The organism is Peribacillus muralis (assembly GCF_001439925.1).
GTDB classification, from domain to species: domain Bacteria; phylum Bacillota; class Bacilli; order Bacillales; family DSM-1321; genus Peribacillus; species Peribacillus muralis.
Genome location: NZ_LMBV01000027.1, coordinates 1 through 15,811, shown reverse-complemented (window position 1 = coordinate 15,811; position 15,811 = coordinate 1). Strand labels below are relative to the sequence as shown.

General features: G+C 39.8%; 15 protein-coding genes and 1 other RNA gene. 7 read left to right on the top strand and 9 right to left on the bottom strand.

The features are described 5' to 3' along the window. Positions 1 to 70 precede the first annotated feature (70 nt). Complete coding sequence (locus tag ASU00_RS20985) at positions 71 to 457, bottom strand: DUF948 domain-containing protein (protein WP_057915411.1); 387 nt, start codon at positions 455 to 457, stop codon at positions 71 to 73. 395 nt (positions 458 to 852) lie between these two features. Between ASU00_RS20985 and ASU00_RS20980 the strand changes: the two genes are divergently transcribed. Continuing rightward, on the top strand, positions 853 to 1,164 hold the full coding sequence (locus ASU00_RS20980; protein WP_057915410.1) for a hypothetical protein: 312 nt from the start codon (positions 853 to 855) through the stop codon (positions 1,162 to 1,164). Positions 1,165 to 1,242: 78 nt separating this feature from the next. Here ASU00_RS20980 and ASU00_RS20975 read toward each other — a convergent pair whose 3' ends face one another. After that, positions 1,243 to 1,911, bottom strand: a complete 669-nt coding sequence (locus ASU00_RS20975) for a DEAD/DEAH box helicase family protein (RefSeq protein ID WP_057915409.1) — start codon at positions 1,909 to 1,911, stop codon at positions 1,243 to 1,245. A gap of 245 nt (positions 1,912 to 2,156) precedes the next feature. Here ASU00_RS20975 and ASU00_RS24760 point away from each other — a divergent pair, with 245 nt between their 5' ends. Beyond that, the gene (locus ASU00_RS24760) at positions 2,157 to 2,363 is read left to right on the top strand and encodes a YqaE/Pmp3 family membrane protein (protein WP_082630544.1); all 207 of its coding nucleotides are present in this window, start codon (positions 2,157 to 2,159) and stop codon (positions 2,361 to 2,363) included. Positions 2,364 to 2,439: 76 nt separating this feature from the next. Here the strand turns inward: ASU00_RS24760 and ASU00_RS20970 are convergent, their stop codons facing one another. Further along, positions 2,440 to 5,085 carry a helicase-related protein gene (locus tag ASU00_RS20970; protein WP_330219557.1) on the bottom strand — a complete coding sequence of 882 codons (2,646 nt, stop codon included), beginning with the start codon at positions 5,083 to 5,085 and terminating at the stop codon, positions 2,440 to 2,442. Positions 5,086 to 5,507: 422 nt separating this feature from the next. Here ASU00_RS20970 and ASU00_RS20965 point away from each other — a divergent pair, with 422 nt between their 5' ends. Further along, positions 5,508 to 6,488 (top strand): sensor domain-containing diguanylate cyclase, encoded by a 981-nt coding sequence (locus ASU00_RS20965; protein WP_057915408.1) that lies wholly within the window; start codon positions 5,508 to 5,510, stop codon positions 6,486 to 6,488. A gap of 249 nt (positions 6,489 to 6,737) precedes the next feature. Here the strand turns inward: ASU00_RS20965 and ASU00_RS20960 are convergent, their stop codons facing one another. Both ASU00_RS20960 and ASU00_RS20955 read right to left on the bottom strand, forming a co-directional pair. Then, positions 6,738 to 6,917 carry a hypothetical protein gene (locus ASU00_RS20960; protein WP_057915407.1) on the bottom strand — a complete coding sequence of 60 codons (180 nt, stop codon included), beginning with the start codon at positions 6,915 to 6,917 and terminating at the stop codon, positions 6,738 to 6,740. Beyond that, entirely contained in the window at positions 6,918 to 7,667 is a 750-nt protein-coding gene (locus ASU00_RS20955) for a type II toxin-antitoxin system SpoIISA family toxin (protein ID WP_057915406.1), read from the bottom strand. Between the two features lie 238 nt (positions 7,668 to 7,905). Between ASU00_RS20955 and ASU00_RS20950 the strand changes: the two genes are divergently transcribed. Next, entirely contained in the window at positions 7,906 to 8,991 is a 1,086-nt protein-coding gene (locus tag ASU00_RS20950) for an MBL fold metallo-hydrolase (RefSeq protein WP_057915405.1), read from the top strand. 73 nt (positions 8,992 to 9,064) lie between these two features. On the opposite strand, the gene ASU00_RS20945 is transcribed toward ASU00_RS20950, so the two are convergent. Then, complete coding sequence (locus ASU00_RS20945; RefSeq protein ID WP_057915404.1) at positions 9,065 to 9,979, bottom strand: DMT family transporter; 915 nt, start codon at positions 9,977 to 9,979, stop codon at positions 9,065 to 9,067. A 220-nt stretch (positions 9,980 to 10,199) separates the two neighbouring features. Between ASU00_RS20945 and ASU00_RS20940 the strand changes: the two genes are divergently transcribed. After that, on the top strand, positions 10,200 to 10,526 hold the full coding sequence (locus ASU00_RS20940) for a YnfA family protein (protein ID WP_057915403.1): 327 nt from the start codon (positions 10,200 to 10,202) through the stop codon (positions 10,524 to 10,526). An 83-nt stretch (positions 10,527 to 10,609) separates the two neighbouring features. On the opposite strand, the gene ASU00_RS20935 is transcribed toward ASU00_RS20940, so the two are convergent. Continuing rightward, positions 10,610 to 10,798, bottom strand: a complete 189-nt coding sequence (locus ASU00_RS20935) for a hypothetical protein (RefSeq protein WP_057915402.1) — start codon at positions 10,796 to 10,798, stop codon at positions 10,610 to 10,612. A gap of 229 nt (positions 10,799 to 11,027) precedes the next feature. After that, positions 11,028 to 11,215: non-coding RNA, 6S RNA (gene ssrS, locus ASU00_RS24755), on the bottom strand. Between the two features lie 280 nt (positions 11,216 to 11,495). Between ssrS and tatA the strand changes: the two genes are divergently transcribed. Beyond that, on the top strand, positions 11,496 to 11,702 hold the full coding sequence (gene tatA / locus ASU00_RS20925; protein ID WP_057915400.1) for a twin-arginine translocase TatA/TatE family subunit: 207 nt from the start codon (positions 11,496 to 11,498) through the stop codon (positions 11,700 to 11,702). 269 nt (positions 11,703 to 11,971) lie between these two features. Here tatA and ASU00_RS20920 read toward each other — a convergent pair whose 3' ends face one another. Then, positions 11,972 to 13,273 (bottom strand): globin-coupled sensor protein, encoded by a 1,302-nt coding sequence (locus ASU00_RS20920; protein ID WP_057915399.1) that lies wholly within the window; start codon positions 13,271 to 13,273, stop codon positions 11,972 to 11,974. Between the two features lie 847 nt (positions 13,274 to 14,120). Here ASU00_RS20920 and ASU00_RS20915 point away from each other — a divergent pair. Then, positions 14,121 to 15,182, top strand: coding sequence for a DUF3900 domain-containing protein (locus ASU00_RS20915; protein WP_057915398.1), 1,062 nt, complete (start codon positions 14,121 to 14,123; stop codon positions 15,180 to 15,182). Positions 15,183 to 15,811 lie beyond the last annotated feature (629 nt).

Genomic DNA, 15,811 nt, shown 5'->3' with positions numbered 1-15,811 from the left:
CCATATTGATTGGTATTGTTCGGATATGTTAGTGGATCCCGGGGTGACTTGGTTTTTTTATGATGCCAGCTTATTTAAGCTTAATTTGAACGCCCTCTGATTCCGCTTGCGGTGGCGCTGTTGGAGTGCTTAAACGGTCTTTCGTTGCATCCAAACTTGCCTCTTTCATGGAATGGGTTACATTATGAATCATTTCCCCAACATCTTGAGCCGATTCTAGCAAAGGATTGACATTTCCCATCTTCCCTTTTACATCTGTTGTTAATTGATTGGCAGAGTGGATCAATTGTTTGGACTCATCCGTCAATCCATGAACGGCATTCCTTACCTCTTCCAACGTCTTATTTGTTTCCTCGAGCGTTCCCATACCTTTGCGCAGCGTTTGATTGACATTATAAATCAAATAAACGACAGCTCCGGAAACACTGGCTACACTTAATTTAATGAACATTTTCATTTATCCACTCCCTTCGTTTAAATTTATGCTACTACCTCGTCTTTCATTCCCTAAAGTCCATGCTTGTCCAGACACTTTAATTCATTGCCTAACCGAATGAATGGATAAGGAAGAAAACAGAAATCCGAAAAGAAATCGTTTATAAGGAAAGACGAATGTATCAATTATTTCTTAACGTGTTAATGCTTCCTGTTATCTACTTATTTATTAGATGTTGAAGCTGTTATAGGATGATGAGCGAATTTATATATTCTATCGAGGTAGTTAGTGGGATAATTAACCTAATTTTTACACACTTCCTTAACTGCTGCTAGCTCCCTTAAGCAATAATTTTCAAAAAAAGATTGTGAAATCCATGTTTTCAGGCACACTATTACTAAAAACAGGAGGATATCATGACACCTCGAAATGTTCCAGTTAAAGATGATGCAAAAAAGATAGATGCTGCTTCACCTGTTACCGAAACTGAAATAGCCCAGCTCAATCGCTTGCTGGGCGCGGTCATGAAATATTTAGCAGATGATGAGCAAGAAGAGATCGATATTGAGTATCTTCTCGAAAACACTGAAGGCTTGCGGGATTGGTGGAACGAATATAGAGAGCTTGATCGAAAAAGGGTCGAGGAGGAAATAAAAAATTCCTTGACGGTTTTATCCTTGGAAGAACTTGAAGCGATCCGTGAACAGATTCGTAATAAGGATCAATAAAGAAACCGTGTCTACTATTCCATGGAATCATCTATAGCAAATCAATCCATCCGACTGATACATCTGAAGTGCTCTTATTCATGATACGCTCAGTTCCAGGCGGCTGGCCATGAAATCGACTAATGCTTGCAGCGGATTTACAATAACATTTCCTGTTTGATGTTCATAGCTCATTGCTGCATGGACCATTGATAACTGCGCCACTGAAATCGGTCTTTTTTCGTTCGTTAATTGCTGTAAGCAATTCATGATTTCCTGGTTATATTTATCACTCAATCCCTGCATGATCAATTCAAAAGCATGGTCGATGATGATGATTTCAACATCCACTCCCCCATGATTCCTTGCATAATCATGTAAACGTTTTACGGTCCCTTCGACAGTAGCCGGGTTCGTGAACAGCATGACTTGCGGCTGCTGTAAATGGCAAATCTGCTCAAAATATGGTTCATCGATCTTTATGATAGGCGTAGATAAAGAGAGTTGTTCTTCGTTTAATAATGCGATATAGTTTGTACAAGTTATCAGGATAACATCCACTTTGGATGCGGCAATCCACTCGACTTGATCTTTGACCCTTTTTTGAGCATCCGAAAACGTAAACGTTTCATCTGATGCCATCCTATTCATCAATCCTGGGTCTACAAAATGAAGCCAATCAATTTCGAATTTCGAGAATGCTTTTTCTATGTATTCTACATTTGAATAGTGTGCATGCAAACAGCCGATCTTTTTTCTCATGAACATCCCGCTTCCATCTATTAGTTATCTGATTATTCTAACATAAAAGACAATGTTTCTTTGACTTTTCTTTTGGCTAATTATGCTCAGGTGGGATTGAATGTGGTTATCGAGCATATATTTATCAAGGCATTATAAGGGATATCATCTAAAAAAAAGCCGGAAGAAACTCGGTGAAGAGAATGCAGATTGTCAAAGCGAGATGACCACGTAATGGTCAGACTGAACATCATTATTAAGGAGTGTTTATTATTTTATATTTAATCGCGATTCTTTTTCCTCCATTAGCCGTATTACTGGCAGGTAAACCTATATCTGCCGTGGTTAATTTGATTCTCACACTTTTTTTCTACATCCCCGGATTGATTCACGCCCTCTTTGTGGTGCATGATAAGAAAGCGGATAAACGAATGAAGCAGCAAGCATCTCTTATTGCTAAATCGCAACGCAATGATTAATTAGCTTTTTATAAACGCAAATAACGTACAGCTATGGTGTACGTTATTTGCGTTTCCTAAGATTGGAAAAAACGAGTTAATGTAACCGGTGCGTTTTCCTATGGCCTCTGCGATAACAAGCATCACATATATGAAAGCGTGAGTCATCAGGCAGTTTTTTTCCACAGCGTTTGCATTTTTTTTGATAATTCAACATTTCATCCTTTAGCTGATCATGAACGCCCTCACTAATTTCTTCGCGGATACGCTCCCAATAAACGGCTTCGGTCTTCCGGCCCATCCGATATAAAAATAATAGATGCAACCCTATCGCTTTATAAGAAAGCTCCAACTCCTCCAAGTTTCTAGTCTTGATGATCGGTTCAGGTAGATCACTGCTCTCGGCTATCGCCTCCACCGTCTCCAGCCACTGCCTGATGAGACTTGGTTCTTTCGCTGAAAAAGGGATATGAAGGAAACCATATAAATCCATCAAGGAAAAACGAACTTCGGTTTCCGTCCCCCTTATCAGCTCGTATAGCTCCCTTTCTTCCGATAAGGATGCTTTTTTCGTGCCTTTAGGGGGCTCAAACCGCTCCCACATTTCGAAAAAAGTACCCATATTGCGGTAATACTTCTGAAAACGTTCGAATACGGCAGAGGTTGGGGCTATTGTAAAGGTTTGAACAGGTTCATCCGCTTGTTCGAGCAACTTATTCATGATTTTAATTTCTGCTGTAAAGGCGACCTTGCCCGTATCATAAATGCCCTTTCTTCCCGCTCTGCCTGCAATTTGTTTTATTTCCTGTGACGTCAATCTCCTTCTTCGTGTCCCGTCGAACTTTTCATTCTCAAGAAAGACAATGCGCCGGATCGGCAAATTCAAACCCATTCCTATCGCGTCCGTAGCAACGACAACCGACGTTTCACCACGATTGAATAGCTCTATTTGCCGTTTCCTGTTCTCAGGGGGCATGCTCCCATAAATCATGCTGACATTATGTCCACTCTCTTTCAGACGTGATGCCGTCTCCAATACCTGCCTTCGCGAAAAACAAATGAGCGCATCCCCTTTTTTCGTAAATTTCAATTCAAATTCACGCTGTTCCACCTCAAGCGGTATGTCCCGCCGGTATTCACGAAGCTCCAACTCCGCTTCTTCCAGCAGGTTCAAGAGCATCACTTTAATATTTTTGCTTCCGATAATGTGGACTTCCTTCGCATTTGCTTGCGTGATTGCCCGAAACCAGGCAAAGCCGCGATCTTTATCGGCAATCATTTGCGCTTCATCAATGACGATTACTTCATGGTAGTCTTTTTCATGAAACATTTCCACGGTACTGGAGGTATGGGTAGCACCGGGTACCAACTTTTCTTCTTCACCGGTTTTCAAGGAGCAAGGAATGCCCTCTGCATTCAGTTTATCAAATACTTCAAGCGCCAACAGCCTAAGTGGAGCCAAATATAAACCGCTTTGTGCTTTTTTCATTTTTTGTAGGGCCTGATGTGTTTTGCCGGTATTGGTCTCTCCAATGTGGAGGATATAGCTTACCCTTTTGCCTAATGATGGAGTGTAGGCCTTACCAATAATGTCATTGATCATCCTTTGTTCTTCTGCCTGTTTTCTTGCTTGCTCGGCCAATGCTTCAGCTTTTCTGATTTCCCTATTTGCCTCGTCTTTTTCAAAGATTTCCTCATGCACTGCTTCATCAAAAGGAATTCCCTCAAGGTTCAATAAATCAGACACGTATTCTTCTTGAAGTTCATCAAAACAAGCCTGGGACAAATCAGTCAATTCATCTCGCACTATATCCTGTAGAGCGATGGCGGTCAATCTCTCGCCATAAGACTCCAAATAATCATGATGCAAGCCAACAGGTAATTGGTTCAAGCATTTTTCGGGGGCAATCTTCACAAGTAAATCAGATACTAACCTCTCGTACCGATAAAAGTAATTTTCATATTCAAAACGGTTCTTTCCCCAATCGAACAAGGAATGGATATCACCAGTCAGCTCTTCAAAAAAATCAGTGACCATCAAGTATTCGGTTGCCTGAAACCTTCCTTCTTCAACCAATTTTTCTTCCAAAAGGTATGGATCGACATATTGGAATTTCGGCTTGTTTTTAAGATCCTTAGCCAAAATTCCTGCAATATAAGACCTGACATGTAAATATAAAACAAGTGAGTTATTTTCAAAGTATGCTATAGCCTCATCTTGGAGTCTTACGCGTATTTTCCACCTTTGTTTCGCAAGACGCTGTTCTTCTTGCCTTTTAAAGAAATTCCCCCTCGCTTCTTTATATCTATTCTCCCAGTCAGCTTGCTTGTTTGAAAAGGCTTCGTTCATCCACGTTAGCGCATCAAATGGTCGATGCGATTTTAACTCGTTACGGAACATACTGTTGATCAGCTTATGATCTGAACCTTCCGTAACGAAGCCTCTTTCATTTAAAAACACCTTCTTTTCCTTTCTGGGCACATCATTTGATGCTTTATTCAACCAAACATTAAGCCAAATTTGCTCTATGAAGGACAACCTTTCTGATACATATGCTGCAAACGGAGGCAATGTCTCTTGACTCTCCAAATAATAATTCATATCCTGAATGATTTTTTCCTTCGTATTCTCTATAGCTATAGGATATATACTTTCTAATTTTCCCATAATGATCCCCTTTTGAATGATCCCTGTATGTACGTTACGCTTACCTTTTATCGTCTCCAAAACATTTTTTTCCATGAGCGCGATACAGCCGTTTTTTTGTTATATTCAGGTATCTTCGCATGATGTAAACCAAACGACAATCTATACCAAGTAAGCGGTTTGAATGGTCCTCTTAACCATTCACTTACAGTATAATACATCGTATATGACGATTACGCATCTCCAATTCATGAATAGATACTTTACTTGTAATCCTTCTATGAGCAGTTAATGAATCGAAAAAAAAACCGAAAAATAAAATGAGGCGCATTTAATAAGTGTCCTATTGGAAAAGCAAAGACAGCTTATTGATTTGGCAAATACAACGAACCCAAGCTTATATTCGAGTTTAGTGGAAATTCGGACAACTGTCACGTCTCGGCATTTGGATCTGTATCGTTCTTTCGCAATACCTTTGAAAAAGCTAATAAGATTATCGATATGAAGGAGCCTGGAAAATGATTCAGCACGATATCAATTACTATAAAAATTTCGACTCCATCGCTACTGAAGTGTTGGAACTATTATCACAAACCATCAAAGTGAACACTTTTTTCCTTTCGATTTTGAATCCCGCCAAAAGTTTTATGATCAAGTCCTTCAATAGGCATGCAAAGTTAATTTGTGATGGTGACGTACTTCCTTATAATATGGTATTTTGTAAATTAGTTGCTGAAAATGGCTTCGAGCCACTTGTCATCCCAAGTTTAACTCAACACGATTTAACTAGTGATCATCCCGTAACGAAGTTCATTGGCAATGGCTCCTTTATGGGCGCACCACTTATCCATGACGGCGAGGTGTTCGGGACGTTATGTGCCTTTGATATTCACCCTTACGATTTTAAGGAATATGACCTGATCTTGATTAAGTCTCTTGACACTTTAGTTAGTCAAACCCTCGTTCTTGAAAATGGTATTATTAGGGATGCTTTGTCAGGGCTTTATAATAGGAACTTCGTTTCCCACTATTTCAGTTATAATGAAGATAAAACAAACGCTGTAATGGCGATTCTTTACATCGATCTTAATGATTTTAAATCTTTCAATGACTCATTTGGCCATGACGCTGGTGATTTCGTCATTAAGAAGACGGCTGAATGTCTAGTTAAAAACGTACCAGAAGAAAGTCATGTTGCCCGGATTGGTGGTGATGAATTCATTGTATTGTTGCCCCCATCACAAGGTGAGGATTTAATGAACAGCACGCAATACAGTGCTGAGTTATTATTTATACGTTTATCCACCATGGCTGTTGTTATTAATGGAAATGATTATTTCATTACCGCCAGTATCGGGATTAGCTTTTATCCTCATGATGGGACGGATATGGAGACGCTTTTGAAAAAAGCGGATCGCGCAACATGTATATGGCAAAGAAATCGCGTCAAAAGGATGATTACTTCCGTCCGTGAAAACAAAAAAAACCAGTTCTCATGAGAGACTGGCTTTCAGTTACCTTAAAAATATCCATCGTTTAGCTTTCAATCTTAGCAAGAGCTTCAGCAAATCAGCATTATCTTTATGTATCCGTTGCTCGGATGGTGAAGCGGAGGGGGTCGGGATGTTCACTCTCTCGGGTTTTTTGTTCATTTCTAAAATGACCCTTCCTATTCTTTAATTTTGAATAGTATATGCGCATTTTTCACAAATATGATCAAGCTTTAAGAAAAACCTCCGCTTGGATTCCTATAAAACATTTTTTAAGCGGCTGAAGCGTGCCGTCTTTTCTTTTTCTTTCAAGATGATGCGCTCATTCTGCTTCATCACTTTTTTAGTATGCGGGCTTAACCCAACATCGGGTATTTTAACCTGTGGTTTGATTACAGCAACCGAAACTTCACTGCCGACTTTATCATATATGCTCATTTACCCTTCACCACCTGGTTTTTGTTTTATGACCATATCGAACATCATGATCAGTAATGCTATCAATAAACAATCGACTTCCGAAACGAAGCTTTCTGATTTAACGTCAAGGACAAATGGTTCCAACAATATGCTTACTGGCTGGAGTGCCATTTTTTCTTCATCATTATAATACGTATCTTCTCTTTCCAATGTAGCACGAATGGTGCTGCCATTCAAGTTAGGATGCCCATTTATCACCAATTGCTTGTCCTGTTCCGTCTTGAAGGGAAGAATGTTGACGCTCATCGCTTCCTTTGCCGCATAGGCTTGCAGGAGGATGCTTAAATAAGCCAAATATTCTTTATTGGTTTGATAGTATTCAGGAATCCCCTCTTTCTTTAATAGGTGAAACATATTTTTGACCTTTTCCCTATTGTCCGTTAAAAGCTTATCGCTTTCGGCAACGGCTTTTGTAGCATAAGATAATTCATTATCACCGATTTTCGATATATACATGCTCAAGAACACGAACATATCAATCAGGATGAATACAACTGCCATGATCAAAAAATTCTTCCACTCGTTGAATATACTCATCGGATAGAAATTCCAGTAAATCAGCGCTCCTAGTATAAAAATGATATACCAGGTTTTCCGGATCGCTTCGATTTTTCTACTTACTTTGTCTTTATATTTCCAAGACAGGATAACATAGGCCAATAAAGCGAAAAACACTACCCAGACAAAGACCCTGAAAAAAATTAACAATCGTTTATCCCCCTACCCCTCATACGCCTTTTGCATCTTCTCTCTATATTATTCATTTCATATTCCCCTTTTCCCTGCCTGGAGTGCATGAAACTTACACACTCCTCCAAAAGTTGAATCAGCATCGAACCTTTCGGAGCAACACGGATTTTTATTGGACATCACAGTAAATAACCCTACCTATTCTGTGATATGATAAGGAAACGAAAAGATCTGATAATTATGGAGGAACGTATTCATGTTAAATATAATAAAAATCATCCTTTCTTCTTTTATTTTATTGTTACTTTTCCTTAAGCTTTATCCTCCGCTAGGGAGGCGGACAACGAAAGAGAAAGTAAGAATATTCAAAGAAAAAGAGAACTTTGCCAATGGAAAATTTCAAAATCAGATACCTGCGAGTCAAGCAATGAGCCTTAAACATACCGGTTCCATTTTACGTGACTACATAAAAGGCAACCCGCGAAAACGGCCAGACACTCCAATCGTTATTGGAACAAAAGGAACTGCCGCTGATTCTTCCAATAAAATCACTTGGTTCGGTCATTCTGCCTTCATGTTGGAGTTAGATGGAAAAACCATTTTGGTGGACCCAATGTTCGGCAAGGCCCCCACTCCTTTTCCTTGGTTCGGGAACAAGCGGTTTAGCGGCGACCTGCCCGTTGACCTGGATTCACTGCCACCTATTGATGCCGTTCTGCTGTCGCATGACCATTATGACCATTTGGATTACCACTCTATAAAGAAATTAAAAGACAAGGTCGGTCAATTCATCGTCCCCCTCGGTGTCGGCGGACATCTGGAGCGCTGGGGCGTTAACGGCAAACGGATATCTGAACATAATTGGTGGGATGAGGTTTCATTCAAGGGTTTGCATTTTGTTTGTACGCCTGCCAGGCATTTTTCCGGAAGAAGCTTAAACGATAGCAATTCAACACTATGGTGTTCTTGGGTCATTAATGGCGAGAAACATAAAGTATTTTTTAGCGGCGATAGTGGATATGGCAGCCATTTTACTGAAATCGGCGAAAAATACGGTCCGTTTGATCTAACCTTAATGGAATGCGGGCAATATGATGAGCGCTGGTCCACGATTCATATGATGCCTGAAGAAACCGTACAAGCACACCTCGACGTGCAAGGAAAACGGATGATCCCGATTCATTGGGCTGGATTCACTTTGTCATTCCATGATTGGACAGATCCAATAGAACGGGTGACAAAAGCCGCCAACGAACGTGCCGTTCAAGTCTGCACACCCCAATTAGGTGAATCAGTATTAATCGGGACAGAAGACTTTCCGCAAACAAAATGGTGGAAATAACAATGGTCCATCCCAATGGGATGGACCATTTCATTCATTTCACAATTCGTTCCTCCTTTAAACCGAAATTCATTTATAAGGATTGCTCTTTCTTCCCTCCAAAGTAATTCGTGCCTACCACACCTAAAATGATCAATATTGATCCCGTTATATCATAAATGGTTATCTTTTCATTCAATATGAAAGCCCCTGCAGCAATCGTGACAACGGTGGAAAGGTTGGCAAATACACTCATTTGGGACGCTTTGATTTTTGTTAAAATCGTATTGGATAATAACGATGTGACCAGTGAAGCCAATATCCCTAAATACAAAATCGAGCTGATGAATTCCATGCTTGACCAAGGAGAGAAAAATGCAGCCATCGATCCTTGCTTCAGATGGGAAAAGAGCGCGGCAGCATTAAAAATGACAAAACCAGTTCCCATCATGAAAAAGGACATTTCACCAGGTGTATAACTCTTGGCGAGCGAACGGGTCATCGTTGTATAACAAGCGGTGGCAATACAGGATAGCAGGATCAACATCATACCTAGCATATCTGAAAAATTGATGGTGCTTCCCTTCATCACAAATATAAAAATGACGCCCACTACCGACAAGACAATCGAAACCTTTTGATACAGCGTCGTCTTCTCCTTTAAGAAATACCCTGCTACCATCAATGTTAAAATCGGGGTAACGGCAGATAAAATGCCCGCATCCGTCGATTGTGAATACTTTAGCCCAAAGGTTTGAAAGGCAAAGAAAAGCGTTGGGAATAATAATGAAAGTGGCATTAGGTACTTGATCGACTCCCACGTATACTGTACCTTAATGACTTTCATGGCGACAAGCAAGCAAATGATGCCGAATGAGACGGTGAATCGAAATGCCAAAGTATCCAGCGGATTCGATTCAGCAATGGCCATCTTCGTGAATAAGAAAGATAGGCCGACTATACTTGCATGTATGATCGCCAGCAAATATGCAAAGGTTTGGGATTTCATCGTTGCAACTCCTTATACTAGATTACAATACCGTTTTAGGTATTTAAGTACCCCATTGCAACCAAAGTGAAGCTTTTTTTACGGCTTATAAATTTCATTCCCTGAAAAAACATCAAGGAGTCGCTTATACGATGAGCTTCTTCTTGTCGTTTCCGAGTTTTTGTTAAAAAAATCCTGCTAAATATGATAAAATTTCAACGAGAAAGCGAGTGATACATATATGTTAATAACGATCGGGATATTCCTTATGGCAGGTCTTGCCGAAATAGGCGGAGGGTATCTTATTTGGCAATGGTTAAGGGAGGGCAAATCCATTTACCTCGGTTTAATTGGCGGCTTTGGGTTGGTGTTATACGGCATCATTGCCACTTTCCAAACGTTTCCCACCTTCGGACGTGTATATGCCGCTTATGGCGGGGTCTTCATCGTATTATCTGTATTGTGGGGCTGGGGCATCGATAAGAAAACGCCAGATGCATATGATTGGATTGGTGCTGTTATCTGTTTAGTCGGAGTTTCAGTCATCATTTGGGCTCCTAGGCATTGAAAACTTTCAGCAATTCAGTTTCTTCTTGCTGATTTCATTTCAACAAAAAAATCCCTCTCTTTGAGGGATTTTAAATTTATTCATTATGCATCTATGGCTTCCTTACGCTTTCTTTCCCTTGATTCAGTTATTAAATCATAAGCAAGATAAAGAAGAATGGCTGCGCCTAACAATTTAATGTACAACGGTATCTCCGCTACAAAGAAATAACCGACTGAGAATACCGTTCCGAGCATGCATAACCAAAAAATTAAATGTTTTAAAATTTTCAACGTGGTGACTCCTCTCAAAAGATGAGATTAATTTCTGTTTCGCTCCAATTTCAAGGAGGAAGTAATTATCCGTACCTTCATTCTAACATTTAATCTTAAGATGTTGGAGCAATACGTATTACAAAATTATGAACAATGACGCATTCTTTTAAACATCATCTTCATTGCTCTCATCTCTTGAAAACAACAAAAAACCAATTCCGTTAAGGAATTGGTTTTCATTTCTAAAATGGAAGCCGCCATTGCCGTATTCAAGTAAGAAAGTTTTAAACCACCACTCCTCAAAGTGGGTGTTTGCAGAAACAATCCTGTTGTCCAGGTCAGTGACTAGGCATAACATTCCTGTTCCGATGTAAAACTCCCTATTACAGCTTAAAGGTTAAAACTTAATTATCATTACGAACAACGCAGCTTGTATAGTAATAATACATAAAGCCCTTCAATCTTGCAAGTAATTTCACTGCTAAGCGAAGAAAAACCTACACCTTCTACGACAGGCGCGTTATCTTCCTTTGCTGCCCGCAGTGATCCGCCTCTTCACAAACACTGATTGTTCATTGATTTAATGCTTACTATTGCAGAATAAAAAGCATCCTCAGACGGAAGCCTAATCTTAACAATATATAGTAAATAACCTTTGCAATTAAACATCAGCGGTCTATAATATTAACTAACAGATTCGATTGGAGTGACTTTCATGCTTTCAAACATTGGTTTTCCCGGTTTAATAGTAATCCTTCTTTTAGCTTTGATTGTTTTTGGACCGAATAAGCTTCCACAAATCGGACGAGCAATTGGCACCTCTCTCAGGGAGTTCAAGGATGCAACAAAGGGAATCACGGAAGAAATTCAAGAGGAATTCAAGGAGGATGTCCAAACGGCGAAGAAAGAATCGGCAAAATGAAAAAGACGCCTGCACGCAGCAGGCGTCTTTGATGCGTTTGAGGCGTAGAACCGTCAGGCCACATCCCGACGTTTAGCTAAGAAAGCTTGTTCTGCGGCTTACACAAATTAGCTCATCGCTTTATTACTATAACATTAACCCGCACCGTTTTCAACAGTTTCTTTTTCTGGAAACCTTTTTTCAGAAAGGGTTTTTGTGAATATTCTAGCGAGTTGATTTTTGAAATATATAAGGTGGAATACCCTGTTTGTTCTTCTCTATTAATTTCTTTATAAGTTCGTCGTCAATTCCGTCAATTGATCTGAGGAAACTGCAACTGTAGTGAACGCAGCGTTAATTTCATCGAATATCGCATTCAATTCTGTCATTTCCTTGGTGATTTTAATATTTTGTTGCTTTACCGAAAGCATCGCCTTGGCGATATCAGAAAAAAACAGGCCCGTTTCTTTACCTTGCTTCGTTCCTTCCGTGATTTCCCCGCTTACCAAAGAAATCGATGTATTCATAACATCCGTAAAATGAGCTATGCCGCTAACCAACTTCACTACTTCGGAGACAGAATCCTTGGTGTTTTCCGACAGCTTCCTTACCTCTCCCGCTACAACCGCAAAACCTTTACCATTTTCACCTGCTCTTGCCGCTTCTATCGCTGCGTTCAGCGCCAACAAATTCGTTTGCTCCGCAATTGTTGTAATGATCGTGACGATCCGTTCGATTTCCTTTGATGTTTTCGATAGCTGCTCCATGTCCTTTGCAATGATTATCATCTGCTCCTGCGTTTTCACCAATCTTTTCTCTAGCCCTTGTAACAGCTCCACTCCTTGATTCGATTTACTCTCTGCTTGAATCGCAATCTCTGAGCCCTTTTGCGTGAAACCCTGAATTTCGCAAACCTTATTTGCCATTAATTGAGTGGACGAGCTTGTCTCTAGACTAATGGCAGCCAATTCTTCCGCATTATGATTCACCTGCAGCTTAATCGTTTCTTTTTCTTCCAGGTTTTCTTGCCTAATTTTCTCATGTTCCAGTTCATACGCCTCTAAAACGATTTGCTGCTCTAAATTGAAAATTTTTGTGACAGCCAGGATGTTTTTTTGATATTGGTCGATATCCTTTATGTTGGAAAGCACGTGAATGATTAATGATTGCAGTAAATCTTGAAATGCGCTCATATACCATTTTGGCTGCAATCCAATTCGCACATGTACGTGCGCAATAGCATAACGCTGTTTTATATACGCATCATTTATGCTACCACTGAACATGTCGAACATATGGCGGTGCAAAGTCTTCTTCAGTCTTTCAACTGAACTGTTATCGGTAATGATTTTTATTAATGAAGGTTCATTTTCTAAAGCTGTATAAAAATTATCAACGATTTCGTTTAAATGATTTTTCACTTCCTCCTGCAAGGAACGAATGATGCATAAATCGGCAATCGTTAAAGAAATCATTTCCACCTGCGACAATACATCAGGATATGAAGTGATATTTATACCGACTTGTTCCTTAAATTTCAAATAATCTATCGTCTCTATGTTCTTCCTGCTTCTCCATCTACTTTTGATCACTGAATTGCCCTCCAATTTTTCTAACACTACCTATTATTTCGACATAGTCGGGAATAATCTTAAATGAATTTGATGAATTTTTGTTTAAAGTAGAACCTTGCACCAAAGACCAAGGTCCTCCCACACTAAAATTCAATTGGATGAAAACGAAGTTAGGTTTCTATCACCCACAATTTGGGAGGTTCTTACTTAGAGCGTTTCGTTCCACTGCAGGCACTACTTATTCAGAGTCAGTCAACCCTGGACACTCTTAATCCTTTGTTTCCTCCCTTGGACTCTCATTCCTAATCCTAAGTCTCCTACACCTGTTGAAATGAAATTTGAGTGAAATCTCCAGTATTCACGGTTTGGATGAACTGTACTTTGTACGTTCCATTTCACTGAACTTTGCATGAAAGCTATGTTTAGTATCCGTTTGGTCACATTTCTTCTAAATGGGAGTCGCGGAACTTCCGCTTTCATCCACTCTATATGAAAAACCGACTAGTACTTTATTAGGATTAGTACTTTGACCGCTCTTTACAATTGCAGGCACTTAGCTTTCTAGAGGCTGCTGTCCGCCGAATCGCTCTATCGCATCCATAGTTCCCTTGGACTCGCATTTCCGCAGGATTTTCGCGCCTTCCGTTTCATTTCACTCTGGATGTAAAATATGTTTAACATTCTCGTTTGCCCACTCGTTTCATGCCAGTTCAAGCACTTTCACTTTGAATGCCATGATAAAAAATAGTGGGCCGAATCCATTAAGAATTCTCATGATGTTGACGCAATCACCGTACATCTCTATACTTATTAAGTCATAAGAAAAGTACGGAAGTTTATATACTAATTGGAAAAGGTGACAAGCATGGATTTTACGATTACCTATCTGTCTTTTTATTTAATTCAAGTCGAAGGAAAGGGCGATCAGGCCGATAAGCGTTTTAAGCATTTTCAAACGCTTGATACGGCAGAATACGAAGAAAGTCCTCTTAAGGATTTCTTGGATGGGGAATTGATGAAGATTTCCAAACGGAAAGTGGACCGTCATCCAAAAACGGAACAAGTACCGACTAAAATTGGTACATTCATTGTCGAGGAAGGACATGCACTTGATTCCAATCCTAATTACAATGTATTTAGCCGTGTTCGCTATGCGAAATCGAAAGAAGAATTCCAGGCGGAAAATGAACAATTCACACGGTCTTATATTGATACGAGTGCTGTCCGTGGCGGTGTTTTTCTCATCGCTTCAGCCAAATTAACAAAGTATTTTGATGAGCCATTCGTTTTCTTACTCAAATGCGATTTCGAGCCAAAGGTTGCTTCGATTTCGGACGAACGCACCTTAATCAGACACGTCGAAATGGCCATCACCACCAAAAATATGAAATCGATTCAATATCCCTACATGCCCGAAGAAGGCATCGTCGAGGAAGCCGAACTGAAAATCCACCAGGCTTCACATGCCCGCTACTTCGAGGACTTCTTGAAATTCGTCGAATATGGCGAATCGATGCCGGAAATCATGAAAAACCAGGTCATCCATATGGTTCATGAGCATGTATCCTCCCAATTCGAAGAAAACAGTGACGAACTGCAGAAATTCGAACAAGACCTGGAAGTCTGGGAAACGAGTGAAAAGCGTGAAATTCAAGAACGCCTTGAAACGCACCAGGTCGTTGAAGCCACAGCCCAGATTGTCGAGCATACACCTGAAGCCGAGCTGCGCATGAAGCTTGGCAGTACATCCATCAAAGGACTGTTAGCCGATTTTGGCGAAAGCATCCATTTAGGAAAGATTAATGGCAAGTATGTATTGATGATAGAATCCGATACGATAGAGTTCGATAAAGGCGTGTCGCCGATTGAGTTTCATAGGCCGGATGATTTGATGGAGATTGTGGAGAAGATTAGTAGGAAGGTTTGAGATGTTTAGAATATTCGTGGTAGAGAAATGGCGTCATTAATGTACTTTAAACTCGATTAGTGACCAAAAATGTGACCAACTTTATTACTTGGAAAACTGCTTTACTACAGTATTTATGACTGGTTCAGTGACCAAGTTAGTGACCAAAATTTATGCTCTTGAGGCTGTGAATAAAGGTTTCCTTTAACTATATAAGACAGGGAGATTGTACGTTACTCTCTGTCTTTTGTTTGCAAACTATAACATTACTTAATATAGTAGAGTATTTACTACTGTATCTACCTATTACTTTAGGATTTTTAAGAAAACAAATTCGGCAACGGAAGACCAGGTGAATATTTTTTTTCACGGTATTTATTATACTTATTAGCCAATTCTAATCCTTCAATTCATTTCCATTCAATACAACTGTCTCCTCCATCTATTAGACACTCCCCTAATTAATAATGTAATTTAAATACAAACAGACGCACCAACCACTGTATCAGAGACAATGATCGATGCGTGATTAGTTGTGTTCTATTTTCACAAAATAAAAAAAGCACCTCATAAGAGATGCTTTCAGTTTGTAGACAAAAGGGGTTCGGAATAAAAAAATTCCGAACCTCTTTTGAAATTCCTTTGAATTT